This is a genomic window from Mastigocladopsis repens PCC 10914 (assembly GCF_000315565.1).
Classification (GTDB): Bacteria; Cyanobacteriota; Cyanobacteriia; order Cyanobacteriales; family Nostocaceae; genus Mastigocladopsis; species Mastigocladopsis repens.
This window is the reverse complement of the sequence record NZ_JH992901.1, coordinates 4760505-4779491: the sequence shown is the minus strand read 5'-3', so window position 1 is coordinate 4779491 and position 18987 is coordinate 4760505. Positions and strand designations below refer to the sequence as shown.

Sequence of the window (18987 nt, the reverse complement as noted above, 5' to 3'; positions counted from 1 at the left end):
GTAGTGTAGTTATATAATTTTAAACGGAGAACTATACAGGTAACTTCTTTTTGCACATTGTGTTGCAACAGACAGTAGTTCAGCGATCGCTTTTCAGAAGTGACTTACCGTCGTTAGAGATTAAACCTTTTACATAAGTAGATTCCATCTGTGTCCATCTGTGTCCATCTGTGGTTAATTACTCTTTTTTTTGGAATGAATGCAAGAAGTCTATTATTGATAGATGCGTAGCTCTTGCTGTATAACGCATCCATCAATGCGATATGTCTTGATTATGTTGGCATCAATTGCTGGAGACGCTGTGGTTCCTCTCCCAGCCAATCAGGATTCTGGGCAGTGCTGTCAAAAATTGATGAGGTTTTGAATGGCTCAAATTCGCCGCGTGATGCTGCTTCTGTTGTTTTTGCTAACAGCGATCGCACCTGCTGCTGATTCATGGGCTGAAACGTCCGCACCGCTTCAAATGCCTGATCAAGAATTTCCATACTATCAATTCCCGTAATCACAACCGATGTGGGCAGATTTAGCGCATAGTGTAGACACTCAATTGGCGTTACAGTTTTTGACTGTAAAATAATACCGTTCGCCAAACTTTTCATACCTAGAACGCCGATGTTTTGTTTGACGAGTTCTGGCAGAACCAGTTTCTCAAAACTCCGGTAGTGTGCATCCATCACATTCAGCGGCATTTGCACTGTATCAAACTTAAATCCTTGTTCGGCTGCAACTTCAAGCATATGCAGATGAACATGAGGGTCTTTATGCCCAGTGAAGCCAATGTATCGCAGCTTACCAGCTTCCCGCGCCTCAATGAAAGCGGCATTTGCGCCTTCTTCATCAAAAACTCGATGCGGATCTTCATACCGGATAATTTCGTGGTGCTGGACAAGATCAATATAATCAACTTGCAGGCGTTGAAGCGATTCGTCTATCTGTTTTGCGGCTTCTTTCTTAGATCGACCGTCAATTTTTGTCATCAGGAATACTTTGTCTCGGTAGCCATCGCGGAGGGCTTTCCCCATGCGAATCTCGCTGACTCCATCGTTGTAATCCCAACTGTTATCCATAAAGGTGATGCCACGATCAATCGCTGTACGAACAATACGTATGCCCAATTGCTCATCAACGTACTTCAAGCCAATGTGCCAACCACCCAGTCCAATCGCGGAAACTCTCTCTCCTGTACTACCGAGAACTCGATAGAGCATTTCTGAGTTTGACGTACTTTCTGACATCCTTTCTCCTTGTATGCCAGCTATGCTCAACTATACATAGCTGTGAGCACAATTCAAACACAAGCAAAAGTTCACAGAATCTTCCCAGAGACACACTCAATTTGGCTCGTTATTTATTGCCTGTTTATAAGTATCTGCTGGGTTATATCATGTCCGATGACATAACCCTGCGGAAGTTCGTAGTCAGGACTTTAGTCCTCTTTACCAAAAAAGCGAGGACTGAAGTCCTGACTACAAACAAGTTTTATTATGGGCAATAAGAGCCAACATCATAATATAAGTCGCTGTGTTTTTGTTGCCCGGTTATGGCGAGGGATTTACACCAAAGCCGTTAAATTCCCAACCGTTGGTAAACCTGCTCTAAGTGTCGCAGATGTTGTTGTGGGTCAAAACATACTTCAATTTCTGCGGGTGACAACTTTTGAGTAACCTGTGGATCTTTGACAATTAAGTCGTGGAAATTGCCGTCTGGTTTATTCCAAGCAGTGTGAGCGTTTCCTTGCACGATCGCATAAGCTTCCTCGCGGCTCATTCCCTTGTCTACCAATGCTAGTAGCACCTTTTGGCTGAACACAACACCACCGTAGCGATTCATATTCTGCTCCATGTTCTCAGGATAAACGAGCAGATTTTTCACCAATTCGGTTATTTCTACCAGCATAAAGTGTGTCAAGATGCAAGCATCCGGGAAAATTACTCGTTCGACAGAACTGTGAGAAATATCCCTTTCATGCCACAAAGCGATATTTTCCAAAGCAGCACCAGCATGAGAACGAACGAGTCGTGCCATCCCTGTGAGTCGTTCGGAACGGATGGGGTTGCGTTTGTGTGGCATTGCTGAGGAGCCTTTTTGCCCTTTGGAGAAGAATTCTTCCACTTCCAGAACGTCTGTTCTTTGCAAATTGCGAATTTCAACAGCAAAGCGTTCAATGGATGCCGCTAACAAAGCTAATTGCTGTACATAATCAGCATGGCGATCGCGCGATATCACCTGTGTCGATGCTGTATCGGGTTGAAGTCCTAATTTTTGGCAAGCGATCGCCTCTACGCGAGGTTCAATATTTGCATATGTTCCCACTGCACCAGAAATCTTGCCGACGGCGATCGTTTCACGTAGAATTTTTAGGCGTTCTTGGTGTCGCAACACTTCTGCCAACCATCCGGCAAGCTTAAACCCAAAGGTGATAGGTTCAGCGTGAATGCCGTGGGAACGTCCAATCATTACGGTAGTGCGATGTTCCTTTGCCTTTTGACGAATTGCCTCAATCAAATCTTCTAGGCGTTGCATCAGTATATCCAGACTGGCAACCAGTTGCAGTGCTAAAGCCGTATCCAGCACATCGGAACTTGTTAAACCCAGGTGAATGTAACGCCCCGCTTCACCTACATACTCATTAACATTTGTCAAGAAAGCAATCATATCGTGGCGGACTTCAGCCTCAATTTCCAAGACCCGCTTTGGATCAAAATTCGCCCTTGCCTTAATTTCCTCAACCGCCTCAGTAGGAATGTAACCCAACTCAGCCTGAGCCTCACAAACAGCGATTTCTACTTGCAGCCAAGTTTTTAGCTTATATGCTTCTGTCCATAGATTGCCCATTTCGGGCAAGGTATAACGCTCAATCACAATCCGCCACAGAATACCACCGTCATATTGTACAGAGAATAGAGCGAAGTCATAAAGACTCTTTATGAGACTTTTAGCAAAAGTAGGCTTAGATCATAAGAGTGATTTATTTAATGTATACAAAATCACATATTTAAACTTTATATCTTTGGAATCTGGTGCGATTGTTTACCTGAAAGCAAAATAAAAAGCGGTATTTCTGAAATAGAATTTGCGTAGAGTAAAACCCCGGCTCTATCGGGGTCTTCTTATTTTTAAGTGTAGAAAGTTACTTTTAAAATTCTATTCCTTCTGGATGTGGGTACATCGTGAGCCATAAGGCAGAATAAAACTGCAATGCTTCTCCAGCATTTCTCTTCTCAATGACTATTAAAGCCTCTAGTTTTCTCTAGAGGCTTTTCTTGAAGGGTGTTTAAAAAGGATGAAGAATATAGCAGTCCTATTTGATTTGTGAAAAAACGAAGTATATCTGTACATCCCTCTTTGCTGTTCGCTATTCCCTGTTTGCTGCCTCAACGAGTAAGTTCACAACTCATTTAGGATCGCTATAGATATCTTGTAAAAGTCAATTACTATGAAAATGAATCCACAGATAAACAGATATGTAGGTGTAAGCCGTGCTGTAGGTTACACAGATAATTTATTGGTCTGCATTTATGATTCATCTGTGGTTCTAAATACTAAAAACAAACCTGTTGCAACAGAAGTTTTTAAAATTACCGATGACTTCTTTTGCGCTTCACGTGCTTTGGTTGGGTAAAGCGACGCAATAAGCGACTCATCAAGTTAGAGTTTTTGCCAGACTGTTTCCTGATTCTTGTTTGTGCCGTTTTGGGTTTCATTCCTAAATTTAGACGAGCTTCTTCAGTGATGGGAATGGCATTATCGGCAGGAACAATACGGGAACCGTATTTTCTAGCATAAACCTGGGTAAACTCAGCCCCGAAAAAGAGAATCTGAGCGGCATAGTTAACCCAAACCAGAATAACTACGATTGAACCAGCCGCACCGTAGGTTGAGCCAAAGCTGCCGTTTCCCAGATACTGTCCCAACAGAAACCTGCCAATGGAGAACAAAAGTGCAGTGAGGGCAGCTCCAATCAAAACATCATTCCAAGTAATTTTGACATCTGGCAGGACTTTGAAAATTAGTCCAAATAGCACCGTAGTGACGACAAAACCAACGATGAAGTTAACAATCTGCCAGATGTAATCTATACCCGGTACCACATTTCTAAAGTAACTAATCAGTGCTGCCAACACGGCGCTGAGTACAAGTGAAACGAGCAGTAAAAAGCCAATAGCTAGAACCATCGCAAACGACGTAAAGCGTTGGCGAATCATGTTTTTCATAGCGCGTCCTGGTTTCGGCTGCACTTCCCAAATTGTATTCAGGGAATCTTGCAACTCGCTAAATAAACCAGTCGCACCAAACAGCAGGACAACAATACTGATGAGTGAGGCGATTGTTCCCGCTTTAGGCTGGCTGGCATTTTGAATGGCTGTCTGGATAACTTCTGCGCTAGATTTGCCGACTAAGCCTTGTAGTTGCCCTACAATTGCGCCCCGTGCTGCCTCTTCTCCAAAGACTGCGCCGGCGATCGCAATCACAATAATCAGCAATGGGGCAATAGAAAAAATCGTGTAATAAGATAACGCTGCGGCTAAGCGCGACACCTTATCGTTACTCCATTCATTGAATGTCTCTTGGAATAGTCCCCAAATCGCCTTTAAATTCATTACGATGTCCCTTTTTCCAGTGATGTGCTTTCCCCCTGACGCAATTGATACCAAATTTTTTGTGTGTATGGCATCTTTCCCAAGGCATCGATATAGCGTCCTTGAGGTAGAATTCACTAAAGAAGTGCTGAGTGCTGAGTAGCAAGTGCTAAGTATAAATTACTGACAACTTATGACTGAGGTAGGGCAAAGATAAAATCGCCGATGGCGTTGGCGCGGAGAACGTCGATTTTTTTGACATTTTCGAGTTGCATTCGGACTTTTTTTTAAAAGAACCGCCAAGACGAGCCAGCGCTATGCAGGAGGGTTTCCCGACCCAGGCGACTGGTGAGTCCAGTCCTGAAGGCGGGTTTCCCGCCGTAGGGAACTGGCGAACCCGAAGGGCGTCGCCAAGGACGCACAGGAGAGGAGTTTTTGATAGATGTTGAAGTGCGATCGCGCAATATTACACCAAGTGAAGTTTTGGACAAAAGTACGACCAGCATCACCTAAATGGTTCCATTTATCAGGGTCGTTTAGGAGTTGGCAAAGTGCATCTGCCAAAGCGTCTATATCGCGAGGAGGAACGAGCTGTACTGGATGTCCATCGGGTAGAGGTGTGGGATGTTGAGTCGCAATGACTGGCAAACCATGAGCCAACAAAGCCAGAAGTGAACCGCTTTTCATCGTCATTCCGTGGTTGAAGGGTAGCACTCCAATATCACACCCGGAAAGATATTTTGAGGCAGTTTCAACATCAAGATAGCCGGTAAGATGCACCATTTCGCTTAAGTTTAGTTCAGCTACAAGCGTGTGGAGTTTATCCCAGTAACGTTTTGCTTCTTCTCCCCGCAAAGCTAGACTTTCCACACCGCCAAGCAGCAACAGTCGCGCTTGCGGATGAGTTGTTAGAACTTTTTTGAATGCTGGTAGAAGCGTTTCTATGCCTTTGACTGGGTGGAGAAAGCCAAAAAAAGCGATGATGCTGGTATCTAAAGCAAAGTTACACCTTTGACGCAATTGCTGACGTGCTGTGTTTCGGTCAATTGGGGTAACATCGACATTTGCAGCGATGGGAATACGCGACACGCGGTTAGTCAACTGCGGTAGTCGTTTATAAATAACTTCTTCTGCCTCCGCGTTCGTTGTAATCAATGCATCACTGTAAGTCAGTAAAAACCCATCTTCTCTATCCCACCACCCGCGCTGCTGTCCCCACATTTTCAACCATTCTACAAGTTCCGGTGGAATACCTTTCGGTTGCCATTCCCACCAACCATATTCATGCACTGTCGTGACAATTGGTTTGCGATAACCTGTCGCTCTAAGAAGTAGCGGTAACAAAAAGATAGCACGCTCAAAAGCGTAAGTGCCTGCTGCATGTTGCATATGCAAAATGTCAGCCTTGGTGGCATGTACTGCTTGTACCAAAGACATCAAATCAGCAAATCGCCAATCTTGTACCACACCCATAACGGTGGAGTCATTAACTTCTGTGGCGGCTGCATGGATAGTGAGGACAACAGACTGGCATTCGTGCTTTTTCAGGGCATCCCGCAAACAAGCAGTGTAATGAGCAACACCACAGCGCTCAGGTTTATAAGTACCAGCAATAATGGCAATGGTAATAGTCATTAGTCATCGGTAATTAATTTGTAATAAGCGCTTAAGCGCTTACTACGAACCGTTTATCAATTCCAGCCCTGCGGCTACCACTTCCTCTGGAGAGATATCTAAGCATTCCAACTGATAGGGACAGGTAAAGGCGTAACAAGGACTACAGGTGGTAGGGCGGCGGAGTAAGCGGGAAGTACCATTGCGTGGTTCCCATTGACACTCAAGTTCAGTTCCCGCAAACATGACAACAGTGGGTGTGCGGGTAGCATCAGCTATATGCATTGTTGAAGTGTTATTGGTTAGCACGAGTTTTGCATTGGCAATGAGTGCAGCTAGTTGAGATAAAGCTGTTTTGCCAATGAGGTCAATTCCATAATCGCCTAGTGTAGCAAGTAAAGATGGACTTTTGGAGCGGTCTTTTTCCACACCAGTGACCACCACAGGCATTTGAGTAACTTCTGCTAGTTGACGTGCAGCGATCGCAAAGCGTTGAGAGTCATAATTGCGAGATTGGCAACTTGTCCAGGGGTTGAGCAAGATATAGTTGTAGTAAGTGCTTAAGCGATCGCTACTGGTTGCTAATAATAGATCTATCGCTTCTTGTTGTGCAGTTTTGGGAATTTGAATGCAAAGACTGCGATCATAAACTTCAAACCCAGCAGCTTCTATTAATCTCAAATTTCGTTCAACTTGATGAATCTCATCCGGTGCAGACGGTACTTCTAGCGTCAGTACACCATTTCCCGCTTCCTTAGACTCACCCACCCGTAACCCAACACCAGCCAAGTAACACAAAAATCCTGCCGGATGAGGACTTTGACTAAAACTCGTGAAAATAATCGCCGCATCAAACTTGCCATCTTGCAGCGTCCTCACCAATTCCCACTCCCGCGCCGGATCAAAATCCAACTTACCCAAATCTTGCCATAGCACACGCCATGGTAAAAGCTCATCCACCCAAGGTAATAACTCTGCTGCTTGTGCCCCACCCGGACTCGCCATTAACGTCAAACGACAAGTCGGCAAATTTTCCTTAATAGCCCGCAAAGCCGGACTCGTCATAATTACATCACCAATGTTGTCCAGCCGCATCACCAAAATATTACGCAAACCATGCAACCTTGGATTTTGGATATTAGATTTTGAATTTTCTAGTATCGACTTCATTTTCCTAACTAATAGACCTCTTCTTCTCTTTCTTGGCGCCCTTGGCGACGCCAGTCGCCTGCGGAGGGAAACCCTCCTGCAGCGCTGGCTCGTCTTGGCGGTTGATTAAAAACCCCTCCACAACACTTAAAACCTCATCAACGGAAATCCTTTCCATACAACTTTGCCAACCCTTATCCAACGGGCACACCCCACCGTACCAACATTGCTGCACTGTAAAATTACTAATATTGCGCTCAGGACACTCAGGGTATCCTTGCAAATTGACGTGAGGCTGCGGTTGACCATAACGCCCATACCAAGAAGGACCAAACAAAGTAATAGTTAACACATTCAACGCTGCCGCTATCCGTGCCGGACCAGTGTCAGCAGCAATCACCAAATCAGCACACGCCAAAGCAGCTGCTAAATCCCGCAATTTCCCACGGGGCAAAATCCGGGCTTCACCCTCTATCCCCTGAACGATGCTTTCCGCCTGGTTTGCATCAGAACCCACTGGGACAATTACAGTGGCATCCCAACGCTGCTGTAATATTTTACCTAAAGTAATAAAATTTACATTAGACCAGCGCTTAATTGCCATCCCCGCATCTGGACACAAGAATACCAAAGGACGGCGGACATGATTGAATAGCTCTTGTGATCTACTTAGTTCATCAGGGGTGAGGTGGAGTTGTGCAGGTTCAATCGCATCCGGGTTGATTAAACCTTCTGCTTGCAAGATTTTGACAAAGCGATCGCCCACCAATTCATCTGCTGGAGGTTGTCGCCACAAATTTGTGACCACCTGCGACGCACCGCTATTTTGAATAACTTTATCAATATCGTCGTAATTTGTATCAGAGACAATCAAATCAAAAGTTTCACGAGTTAGTAACTCAACAACCGATTGTTTTGCCTTCCCTGGTTCCGCATAGACAACCCGCTTAATCAGCGGATCGCTTTTTAGCAGTTCACCCCCTGGCGGGAAAGTTAAAACTGTCAGTTCAGCTTTTGGGTGTGTTCGCGCCAAGGCATGAATTACACTCACCGCGATTAAAACATCGCCAATTCCACCCAATAGCTCGACAAACAGAATTTTACGCATATTAACTGTTAGTTGTAGAGACGCGCCATGGCGCGTCTCTACATTAGTTCTACGTATTGATCCGCAGGAGAACTACGGTCAATAATCGTGGTGGGCAACTCTTGATGATAGACACCCGAAGGAATAATCCCACAACCGCCGTAAAGTTCCATCAACCGCAACTGCACCAAAACATCCTCACCACAGTGTTCCGAGGGAAGCTGCTGCCAGAACGAGTACCCACCGACCCTGCGAAGCTTTTCTGTATCATACATGACACAGCCACCCACCCAAGCAACGCGGTACTTACGCTGCTCTTTCTGGGTTAGACCCAAGCTTTTCTGGACATGATAAAGATTAGCGGCGTTATGCAAACGCCAGCGTTCCCATTCTGGTGTGTCAGGTTTGACACTCTCCGGCTGCACTGGCTCGTCCCAAAACTCAATTTTTTGCTCGTGGGGGCGGATATCATTAATAAAGCTGAGTCCAATAACCGCACTGCCAACGAAACCGCAACATTCTTCTTTTATGGCAGCAAGCATATTTTCAACCACAAAAGGTTCTAAAATCAAGTCATCATCAAGGAAAAGCGCATAGGGAGCTGTTGCTTGCTCCAGCAAAAATTGCCGTTGTTCTGCAATTCCTCGACGGGGTAAGTGTTTGTGGACTTCCACCGCATGACCATGAGCACGAAGCACACGCAGCACCGCTTGCACCTCGCCACTCTCCACCGGGTTGCTATCCTCAGTTTGGTCAGAAATGACAACGCGAAAGTCACGGTAAGTTTGGGCTATCAGGCTAGTCAGGGTGACAGCCAAAGCAGCAGGGCGAGAATAGGTAGGAATAAGGATATCAACGGTCATGTCTTAACAGTGGCAAGGGTAGCAGGGGGAGAATTGAGCAGTTCACAAGCAGCATCAACAACAGATTCTGGTGTAACCAGTTGCAGGCAATTTTGGTGTCCTTCAGGGCAAATACTCTTGTAACAGTTTTTACAGGGAACATCATGGAACAGTACGCGGTTGGGAACACCCCAAGGAGTGTGCTGAGGGTTGGTGAGAGCGTACAAGTCCACAACTGGTGTACCAACAGCAGCAGCAATGTGAACGGGACCAGTATTATTGGAAATGAGCAGAGGGGCAAGTGATAAAAGTGCTGCCAGTTCATTCAGGTTCAGGCACCCGACAAGTGAATGAGACACAACACCCGTAGCCGTTTGAATTCCTGTAACCAGTTCTCGTTCTGGTTCCGTGCCTGTAAAGATGACCGCAATACCCATGTCTTGTATTAAACTGCGGGCAACAACAGCAAATTTCTCAGGCGCGTAGCGGCGTGAAGCAGCCGTTGCACCAGGATGAATGACCACCCAAGGACGTTGCTGGGTAATGCCGAGTTGTTGGAGAATATCCTTAACGCTAGCTAAAGCTTTTTCTGGGACACGCAGGGACATTCTTTCGTCATCTGCATAACAGGCAATCGTAGCAACTAAATCCAGTTGACGACGCACTTCATGACGCACACAATGCTCTGGTTCTGGGTCTTTTACCCAATCTGTTAGCAGTTGGTAGGGGTTTTCATGACAATGAGCTAGCCGTAGGGGAATATCTGCCAAATAGCAGAGAAATGCAGAGGGTAAAGGATTTTGACTATATACAGTAAAAATAATGGCACCATCAAACTTGAGACGCCGCAGGTGTTCTGCCATTTCGTACTCAGGACGGCTATTGAGTCGCGGCGCTGTTGCTTTTAACCAAGGTGCATCGTAGACAATCACTTCATCAATCTCTGGTACTAGTGAGGCAGTTGATGCACCCGCAGAGGAAGTGAGCAGCGTAATTCGACGGGTGGGATGTGATGCTTTTAAGGCGTGAATTGCTGGTGTAGTCATCAACACATCGCCAATCGTGTCGAGTCGGATGCACAGGATGTTTTCAGCAGTTTTCCAGGTAGTCATGATTTATGAGTCAGCGGAACCTCTCCGCCCAGTAGATTTGGAGATTTTAAACCACAGATGGACACAGATAAAAATCATCTGTGTCCATCTGTGTCCATCTGTGGTTCCATAATTTCTTAGTCATCTTGCTCCATGTTTAATTGACAAACACGCTCGATGATACGAGTGGTGGAACGGTTTTCTAAGAAGGGCAAAAGTTCAACGATACCGCCGTATTGTTCTACCACAGGTGCTTCTGGTAGAGTTTCTTTGGTATAGTCGCCACCTTTAACGTAGACATCAGGGCGAACTAAGCGGATCAGGTCGATTGGGGTGTCTTCGTCAAAAGCAACGAGATGGTCAACACAGCCTAGTCCGCCCAGAACTTGGATACGGTCTTCCAAGGGGTTGATAGGGCGATTTTCACCTTTGATACGGCGGATGCTGTCGTCGGAGTTAACGCCAATAATCAGGATGTCACCCAATGCTTTAGCACGATTGAGATAGGAAACGTGTCCAGCATGGAGGATGTCAAAGCAGCCGTTGGTGAAAACTATTTTATGTCCTACATTGCGGTAAGAGGCGACAAGGGTGAGGAGTTGATTGAGGTCAGGGATGCATTTCACAGGGGGAGATAAGGGGGATGAGGAAGACGCGGAGATTGGGTGACGCGGTGACGCGGAGAGAAAATTTCCCCGTGTCTGTGTGTCTGTGTGTCTGTGTGTCAGCGAAGCTTCCTCTACTTCGGAAATAAACTCACGCAGTTCCTCAGCACAACAGGCGCTGGTTCCCTCTTTTCGCACAACGACAGCAGCGGCGGCGGCGGCGAAATCAGCAGCAAGTGGTGTTGCAGCACCTGCTGCTAGGGCAAGGGTTAGGGCGCAACTATAGGTATCTCCTGCCCCTGAGGTACGGGATTCGGCGGTAGGTTGGGCATAGGTGCGGTATGGTAAGGAATCATGCTCGAAAATCATTGCACCTTCTGCATCTAAGGTGACAGCAGCTATTTTCGCACCTGTGAGGTGGAGCAGTTTTTCCTCATAAGGTTTGATTTGCTCTGCACGGGAGATCCCCCCCATCGCCCCCTTAATAAGGGGGGGCAATGGGATATCAAGCAACTCCACTGCTTGCTTGTAGTTCGGTTTGACTGCGGTGACGTTAAGGTGACGGTAGGCGGTGAGGTTTTTAGAGTCAACGACAAGAACGCGAGGATTGCTTTGCTGAAGTTGTGCTAAAGCATTAATCACTCTTTGTGTCAAAATTCCATAACCGTAATCTGAGACAATTACGGCATCACATTCTGGAAATAGAAGCTCCAGTTTGTCAATCAGTGCTTGCTCGCTGTGAGCGTCAATGGCATCAGTGGTGCCAGAATCAAATCTTACCAGAATTTGCGACGCTGCCATCACCCGCTGCTTGGTAAGCGTTTGTCTATTTGACGCTTTGAGGATGTGTTTTGTGGAAACGCCACGTTCTGAAAGTGCTTGCTGTAGTTGGGAACCCTCCCAATCATCGCCAATCACTGATAAAAATGTCACATTTGCACTGATACTACGGACATTAACAGCAGTATTAGCGGCACCTCCGGGAACATACAAGCGATTTGTCAGAGTAACAACTGGCACTGGAGCCTCTGGGCAAAGGCTATTACTCAATCCTTCTAAGTAGCCATCCAACATCGCTTCACCTATAACGATGACATAAAGATGAGCGATCGCATCTAACAGCTTTATCAATTCTGGTTTCACCAAAGTCCTCCTAAGTAGGAACACGGTATTGCTGTGTTCCTACCAACGAGATGTCCATCAGCAGACAATATCACCTGTGCCGCTTCTATAAGGTCGGTCACAATAAAATCTGGGGTTCTTATGGGAGACAATTCCCATTCAGTTTCATTGCCATTATCAAGCAAAACCGTTTTGCACCCAGCACAAAGCCCAGCTTCTACATCATTAAGGATGTCGCCAATAAACCAAGATGAACGCAAATCAATGTTGTGTTCACCAGCCGCACGTAGAAGTAAACCTGGTGCAGGTTTGCGACAATCACAAGCAAGTGAAAATTCTGCCACGACTCCATCCGGGTGATGGGGACAGTAGTAAAAATCAGTTAGGTAGATACCTTCTGCTGCTAAAAGTTGACACAATCGTTCCTCCACCCCCACAAGCGCAGATTCGGGAAAATACCCCCGCGCCACACCTGACTGGTTGGTAATCACAATCAACTTGTACCCAGCTTCTTGGAGGGAGAACAATCCCTCTATCGCACCAGACGTTAGCTTAATTTGTTGCGGATCAACATTGTACGGCACATCCTCAATTAAAGTCCCGTCTTTATCCAGAAACACTGCTCGCATTATCATCACTCAAGCGCCAAACCTCGTTTATACTAGTTATCTCCAGAAATTAATTGTGCTTTGTCTACAACCCTTGTAGAGAGGTGTCATGGCACCTCTCTACATTGTTTTATGGAGAGGTCTACTGGTTTGCAATTCGGTAAGGTACAGAAAGAAAATATGAACCACAGATGGACACAGATGGACACAGATAAATAATTACTTCATTCAATTGAATTGCGCTATATCAAGCTTGGAAACTCATGCGTGAGTCTTGGAAACTCAAACCTGAATACCCCATCTTGTTATTACGGCCAAGAACTCTCGCCCAGTGGCAGAACTGTCATTTCAGGAATAACAGTTCCCTCTGGCGTAGATAGCAAAAATCGAATTGTTGCAGCTACATTCTTGGGATCTTGCAACTTGCTGACATCAATATCAGGGAAACGGTCTAGCAAAAATGGCGTTTGCATCCCACCTGCAACCAAGGCTGTCACCTTGATATTATAAGGACGCGCCTCTACGTGCAAGGCATGACTAAAGCCCAACAGTCCCCATTTACTGGCATGGTAAGCTGAAGCATTTGCCCAAGCTCGCTTTGACGCGGTGGAAGCAATGTTAATAATATGACCGCTACCCTGTTCTTTCATGACGGGTAAAACCAATTTTGACAAGATAAAGGGAGCGCGTAAGTTAACAGCAAGAATTCTGTCCCAATCTTTAATAGCAAGCTCCTCTATTGAAACAGTGAGATCCGTACCAGCATTGTTAATCAGAGCATCCAAGCGCCCGTATTGGGAGACAATCTTGTCGATCGCTGTTTGAGCTTGTTCTTCGTTGGTAATATCCAACACCAAGGGCAATGCTTGGAAGCCATTGGCTTGAATTTCGCCACTCACCTTATGGGCTAAGTCCTCTCGAATATCTGCAACAACGACGATCGCACCTGCTGACGATAATGTGTGACTGATAGCTTCACCAAGTCCACGTCCACCGCCTGTGACTAATACGACTTTGCCTTTGAGTTCTTCCATAGTTTTTTTTCTCCTTTAAGCTAATTTTTGTAGTTAGGACTTTAGTCCTTGCTATGTTAGGAGAGGACTAAAGTCCTCACTACGGTATTACCGGAGTTGATAGAAGTGATGATTTCCATTGGGTACTCTTTGTCTCTCCCACTCTCCCACTCTCCCCCTCCTCTTTTTTCCCAACTTGCTTCTCAACCAATTCACACAAAAGATGTAGTACGAGGTGATGTACCTCTTGAATACGTTGGGTATCAGTTGCTGGGACAACGAGTGCTAAATCTGCTAGTGGCAATAATTCCCCACCGTCACCGCCAACTAAAGCAATAGTATTGATGTGGGAATGACGAGCAGTTTTAAACGCTTCGATGATATTGGGCGATCGCCCACTTGTACTAATGCCAAGTAATACATCCCCCGGTTGAGCAAATGTTTCTACCTGTCGGGAAAAAACATACTCGTACCCAACATCATTCGCCCAAGCAGTTAAAAAAGCAGTATCAGCCGTCAGCGCCATAACTGGAAGTCCCGCACGTTTTGAGCAGCGTAATTTACCAACAAATTCTGCTGCAAAATGTTGAGCATCCGCCGCACTACCACCATTACCACAAACAAGCACTTTTCCACCCAAAGCAAAACAAGTGAAGAGCGCCTCCGCTGCTTCAACAATGGCTGTTTTCAAAGTTTGTCTGGATTTCTCCATCGCCGCTATTGCTGCTGCAAAAGTGTCATCAACAAAAGTGAGGGAAGAAGAAAGAGGAGGAGTAGGGGAAGCAGGAGAAGCAGGGGGGGAAAGAAAAATTGGTTTCTGCTTCTGACTCAAGACTTTCTCATACAGTGACGCGACTGAACTTGTTACCTTTTCCCAGGTAAACTGGTGATTGACGCGTTGTATTGCGTTGTGGCTTAAACGCTTGTGTACTTGAGGATTTTTGTAGAGATAGGCAATGCGTTCGGCGATCGCCTCTGGTTCATTTGGCGGTACAAGATACCCAGTTTCACTGTCTTTTACGGTATATTTTATACCACCAACATGAGAACCAATCACAGGCGTTCCACAAGCCATCGCCTCTAAAGGTGTGATGCCAAATGGTTCATACCAAGGCGTTGTCACGAAAACATCAGCAGCACAATAGTAATATTTAACCATTTCGCGGCTGCGGCGTCCAACAAATGTCACTTGCGACTCAACGCCTTCTTCAGTTGCAATAGTTTGCAAACGAGCAATTTCTGGTGTCAAATGGGGATCTGGTTCTTCTGATTCACCGCCTACAATCAACAGCTTTGCTTGGATATCATACTGTTGCAGAAGATGCCCAAAGGCACGAATGACTGTATCAACGCCCTTTCGAGGTACCAAACGTCCTAACTGGAGAATGAGACGTTCATCAGGTGGTAAATTAAGCGTTTTACGAGCCTTAGTTTTATCAACTTGCCAAAACTCACTTGCATCAAAACCACAAGGAATAATGGTGATTTTTTCTTTTTTGGCATGATACAGACGCAGCAAATCTTCCTCATCCTGCGGACACTCAGCGATGATATGATCAGCTTCGGCAACGATGCGGTCTTCAATAATAAATCGCTCATCTGGAAATTCGTCCGCCTCACCTTGCCAAAAGCGGCGCACACGACCAAGAGCATGAAAAGTAACAACAAAAGGAATGCCCAACACCCGCTTAATTTCTGCCGCCACCAATGCTGACATCCAAAAATTTGCGTGTATCAAGTCGTACTTTTTGTGCGCTTTGCTTTGAAAAGACCAAGGATTTTGACAAAAATTCAGGACATATGCCGTAAACTCTTCCATATACGGCAATATATCTTCTTTACGGACGTATGTAGGAGGACCAGCAGGCACATTAATAATCCTAACGCCATCCATCCATTGAATGATTTCTGGCAAATCCTCACTATCGCGCCGTGTAAAAACATCAACTTTGTACCCAGCAATAGCCAGATGTTTTGCTATCTGTCCTACATAGACATTTTGACCACCACTATCTGCACCCCCAAAGGTGCCAAGCGGTGAAGCGTGTTCGCTAATTAAGGCAATTGATTTACTCATTAGTCATTAGTTATTAATCATTTGTTATAGCAATCCTAAATATTCGTGTTGGCGTAGCCTGCGCTTGCGCTTAATTCTTTGTTCTCTCTTTTCTTGGCTCAGGAACGGTTAATAATTTTCATAAATTTAGATAGGATTGCTATATAGCGCTTCTCGTTTGAATGAAGTACAAATTTATCTGTGTACCCTCCGGCGTCTACATCTGTGTCCATCTGTGTCCATCTGTGGTTTTTATTTCCTGATGTATTGCACTCAACACCCGAACCGCTATATTTGTCATTTGCTAAGAACAGAAGACAAAGGACTAATGACTGATTGAAATGCTTCGTCCCAGTCCTGAGAGAATCTTTGGATGTTAAAGCGTTTTTGCGCTGTTGCGATTGCACCTTGACTCAGCTTTTGTGCATGAGTTTGGTTGTTTAGAAGTTGGTGCATTTTGGAAATAAGATTTTCAATATCAGTATCGACATAGCCAGAAATTCCGTTTTCTACTACCGTGACCATTTCTGTCGTTGCTAGTCCAATGATTGGCAAACCCACCATCATTGCTTCGCACACAGCAAGCCCTAAGCTGGTGTAGCGGATGGGATTAAAGAAAAAGCGGTAGCGTGAAGCAAATGCTGCTAGTTGATGATGTGGTATCTCACCTAGTCCATCGAGTTTTTCTGCACCCATACCAACCAAGTCTAGGGGAATTTCTTGGCGGACTCGTTCAAAGACATCTGCACCCAAACGACGACCGCGCGATCGCAAACCATTCACTACCACCAGTCCCCGTTCTAGTTCACCTGTGTAGCGAACACCATCGGGTATCATAACTCCATGTTCAATCACACGAGTCGGAGTGCGACCACTATCCCACATGAGTTGGTTAAAGTGCGTCACATGAACCAGCAACACATCTGAATCATCTACAACGTGACGTGTATCTGTTGGGTGTTCCCGTGGTGGGTCGTGTTCAAGGTAAATTTGCGGTAGTCGTCGCTGTGATTCTGAGAGAATTTCGTATTGGTCTTCAAGATAGTTCTTGCGCGACTGAAATAAAATACAGTCAAACTGGAGATTTCTGACTTCCTCTGCGGGAACGTCATGAACATTATCTGACCAAGGAAAACCCCCTAAACGACCGCCATATCCTTCCGGTCGTTCTGGTTTGACAGGCAAATAAAAGTGATGGTGACTCTGTGTTAAGTAGTGGAGATAGCTACCGTGGATATGCCAGGTGAGGATGCGTAATGGTTTCATAGTCATTAGTTATTAGTCATTAGTCTTTTGTGCAGGACAAGAAATGACTCATGACTCTATTAAGAAAAGGTATCTGTCTACTGGGTGAGAATCTTTTGGTGGTAACTTGACCCATTCCGAAAGAACGCCGCCGCCGAACTCTTGCGATTGACCGATGCGTATGGGAATTCCTGCCAAATAGCAGATATATGCTAGGGGGTAAGGCGACTCTCCAGGATTGGTGAAAATGACAGCTGCATCAAAAGCGCTTTGGCGAAGCTTGGATATCAATGCTAATTCGCGTTCAGCATCTACAAACCTTGTGTCAGCACACTCATACACAAATACTTCATCTACCCAAGGCAGTTCTATACTTATTTGGCTACTACACGGAGAAACCATCAATGTGATGGTGGTATCTCCTAGCAGTTCGCGCAACTTCTGGAGTGCAGGAATGGTTTGCATTAAGTCTTGGCGACTACCTACTTGCATCACCAAAACTCTTCGTAGATTCTGCCAATTAGGTAACATTCGCTACCTCCTTTAAGAGTAGGTCATCCACCTGAGCCATAACCATTTCTGGGGATATGGTAAAGATAGAAGAGTGAAAATTGAACAAAGAAGACGGAGTTTCTTCGTTCTTGTTCTTGTACAAGATGCGATGGCGATCGCGGTCTAGCGGTGCCCAACGATTCGGTTCAGAGTCAGTAAAAATGACAACACTTTTCACTCCCAAAGCTGCTGCGATATGCGATACACCTGTATCGTTACATATCAGCAATTCTGCATGACTTAAAAGCGCTGCCAATGCACCCAAGCTGGTCTTTCCCGCCAAATTCATCGGCTTTGCTTGCATCATCTGGGCAATTGACTGCGTGAGATTTGCTTCTGGTGCTGTGCCAGTTAGCACAACTTGGAAACCACGAGCAGCAATTGCATCAGCAACAGCAGCAAAATTTTCCACAGACCAACGTCTTTCTGGCACACTTGCACCAGGGTGAACGCAGACATACTTTCCTTTCTGGAGAGCTTGGACTTCCTCGACTTTGTGCAAAGCTGAAAAATCCTCTTGACTTAGGGGAAATTCCAGTTCATAGCCTTGGAGCGGTATTCCCAAGTAGTCCATCAACCGCAGGTGACGCCAGACTTCTGGTTCATGAGCTGGATATGGTAAGAAATAATCTGCATCTGGACAGTATTGACCAGGCAGATAAAAACCAGCGTTGAGACGCGCACCAAGTAAGACGGTGAAAGTATTGCTGATGATACCGCTGCCGTGCATTTGCAATGCCAAGTCAAAGCGTTGTTGCTGTACGCTAGCCAAGAACTGTGGTATTTTGTGGATTGGTGGCGCAACTTCAGGAATTCCTGGATAGCCGGGAAATTCTAAGAACTCATCAAGGTACTGGCTGAAACGCTCTACAAAAGCTTTTGCCCACGCAAGACCAATCAGGGTAATGTGGCTCTGTGGGAAAGCTGCGCGTAACGCTCTCATCGCAGGTACAGCACACAGTAAATCGCCCAATCCAGGAAGCGATCGCACAAGAGCTATCCGAGCGATGGGTAGATGCTTGCTGAGTCGATTTGTGTGGGACACGCATTCACCTCCTGGACGACTGTTTTAACAGTACTCTGCCCCACACTTCAGTTCATTGGGCATTTGAACAAAGAAGTTTTTTCTTGAACTCATTGCAATTGTGCAAATGCACAAAATGTAGGCTCAAAGTTCCGACTTGTCTGTGAGGAATTAAGAAAAAAATAAGATTTTAGGTTGCGAAATAATTCTCGGAATCAAACTCATTAATAAAGATTTCAGCTTAAAAACTTACACTTACAGCGCTTCTCATCTGAATGAAGTACTAATTTATCTGTGTCCATCTGTGGTTCATTATTTCTTTGTGTACCTCACCCAATTGCAAACCGCTGTAATTAGATATAAAGTAACTTGACAATAAATATAAACTTTGATATAGGC

Annotated in this window: 15 protein-coding genes; all 15 read right to left on the bottom strand. The window is 45.4% G+C overall.

The window, feature by feature from the left end:
- Positions 1 to 272: 272 nt before the first annotated feature.
- Positions 273 to 1235, bottom strand: a complete 963-nt coding sequence (locus MAS10914_RS0123265; RefSeq protein ID WP_017318354.1) for an aldo/keto reductase — start codon at positions 1233 to 1235, stop codon at positions 273 to 275.
- A 331-nt stretch (positions 1236 to 1566) separates the two neighbouring features.
- Positions 1567 to 2862, bottom strand: a complete 1296-nt coding sequence (gene purB, locus MAS10914_RS0123260) for an adenylosuccinate lyase (protein WP_017318353.1) — start codon at positions 2860 to 2862, stop codon at positions 1567 to 1569.
- A 716-nt stretch (positions 2863 to 3578) separates the two neighbouring features.
- A complete protein-coding gene (locus MAS10914_RS0123255) occupies positions 3579 to 4601 on the bottom strand; it encodes a YihY/virulence factor BrkB family protein (RefSeq protein ID WP_017318352.1) in 1023 nt (340 codons plus the stop codon).
- 294 nt (positions 4602 to 4895) lie between these two features.
- Entirely contained in the window at positions 4896 to 6215 is a 1320-nt protein-coding gene (locus MAS10914_RS0123250; protein WP_017318351.1) for a glycosyltransferase, read from the bottom strand.
- Between the two features lie 42 nt (positions 6216 to 6257).
- The gene (locus MAS10914_RS0123245; protein WP_017318350.1) at positions 6258 to 7364 is read right to left on the bottom strand and encodes a glycosyltransferase family 9 protein; all 1107 of its coding nucleotides are present in this window, start codon (positions 7362 to 7364) and stop codon (positions 6258 to 6260) included.
- 4 nt (positions 7365 to 7368) lie between these two features.
- Positions 7369 to 8451 carry a glycosyltransferase family 9 protein gene (locus tag MAS10914_RS30890; RefSeq protein ID WP_017318349.1) on the bottom strand — a complete coding sequence of 361 codons (1083 nt, stop codon included), beginning with the start codon at positions 8449 to 8451 and terminating at the stop codon, positions 7369 to 7371.
- A 38-nt stretch (positions 8452 to 8489) separates the two neighbouring features.
- Positions 8490 to 9293, bottom strand: a complete 804-nt coding sequence (locus MAS10914_RS0123235; protein WP_017318348.1) for a glycosyltransferase family 2 protein — start codon at positions 9291 to 9293, stop codon at positions 8490 to 8492.
- Positions 9290 to 10384, bottom strand: a complete 1095-nt coding sequence (waaF, locus tag MAS10914_RS0123230; RefSeq protein ID WP_017318347.1) for a lipopolysaccharide heptosyltransferase II — start codon at positions 10382 to 10384, stop codon at positions 9290 to 9292. The genes MAS10914_RS0123235 and waaF overlap by 4 nt, the downstream gene beginning before the upstream one ends.
- Positions 10385 to 10500: 116 nt before the next feature.
- Positions 10501 to 12111: a D-glycero-beta-D-manno-heptose 1-phosphate adenylyltransferase gene (gene rfaE2 / locus MAS10914_RS0123225; RefSeq protein WP_017318346.1), complete on the bottom strand. Its 1611-nt coding sequence runs from the start codon at positions 12109 to 12111 to the stop codon at positions 10501 to 10503.
- Complete coding sequence (locus MAS10914_RS0123220; RefSeq protein ID WP_232224222.1) at positions 12108 to 12719, bottom strand: D-glycero-alpha-D-manno-heptose-1,7-bisphosphate 7-phosphatase; 612 nt, start codon at positions 12717 to 12719, stop codon at positions 12108 to 12110. Before MAS10914_RS0123220 ends, rfaE2 begins: the two co-directional genes overlap by 4 nt.
- Positions 12720 to 13006: 287 nt before the next feature.
- Positions 13007 to 13732 carry an SDR family oxidoreductase gene (locus tag MAS10914_RS0123215; protein WP_017318344.1) on the bottom strand — a complete coding sequence of 242 codons (726 nt, stop codon included), beginning with the start codon at positions 13730 to 13732 and terminating at the stop codon, positions 13007 to 13009.
- 79 nt (positions 13733 to 13811) lie between these two features.
- Positions 13812 to 15788, bottom strand: coding sequence for a glycosyltransferase (locus MAS10914_RS0123210; RefSeq protein ID WP_017318343.1), 1977 nt, complete (start codon positions 15786 to 15788; stop codon positions 13812 to 13814).
- Positions 15789 to 16064: 276 nt separating this feature from the next.
- Positions 16065 to 17039, bottom strand: a complete 975-nt coding sequence (locus MAS10914_RS0123205; RefSeq protein ID WP_232224221.1) for a glycosyltransferase — start codon at positions 17037 to 17039, stop codon at positions 16065 to 16067.
- Positions 17040 to 17081: 42 nt separating this feature from the next.
- A complete protein-coding gene (locus MAS10914_RS30885) occupies positions 17082 to 17543 on the bottom strand; it encodes a glycosyltransferase family 9 protein (protein ID WP_017318341.1) in 462 nt (153 codons plus the stop codon).
- Positions 17533 to 18609 (bottom strand): glycosyltransferase family 9 protein, encoded by a 1077-nt coding sequence (locus MAS10914_RS0123195; protein ID WP_017318340.1) that lies wholly within the window; start codon positions 18607 to 18609, stop codon positions 17533 to 17535. Before MAS10914_RS0123195 ends, MAS10914_RS30885 begins: the two co-directional genes overlap by 11 nt.
- Between the last annotated feature and the right edge of the window lie 378 nt (positions 18610 to 18987).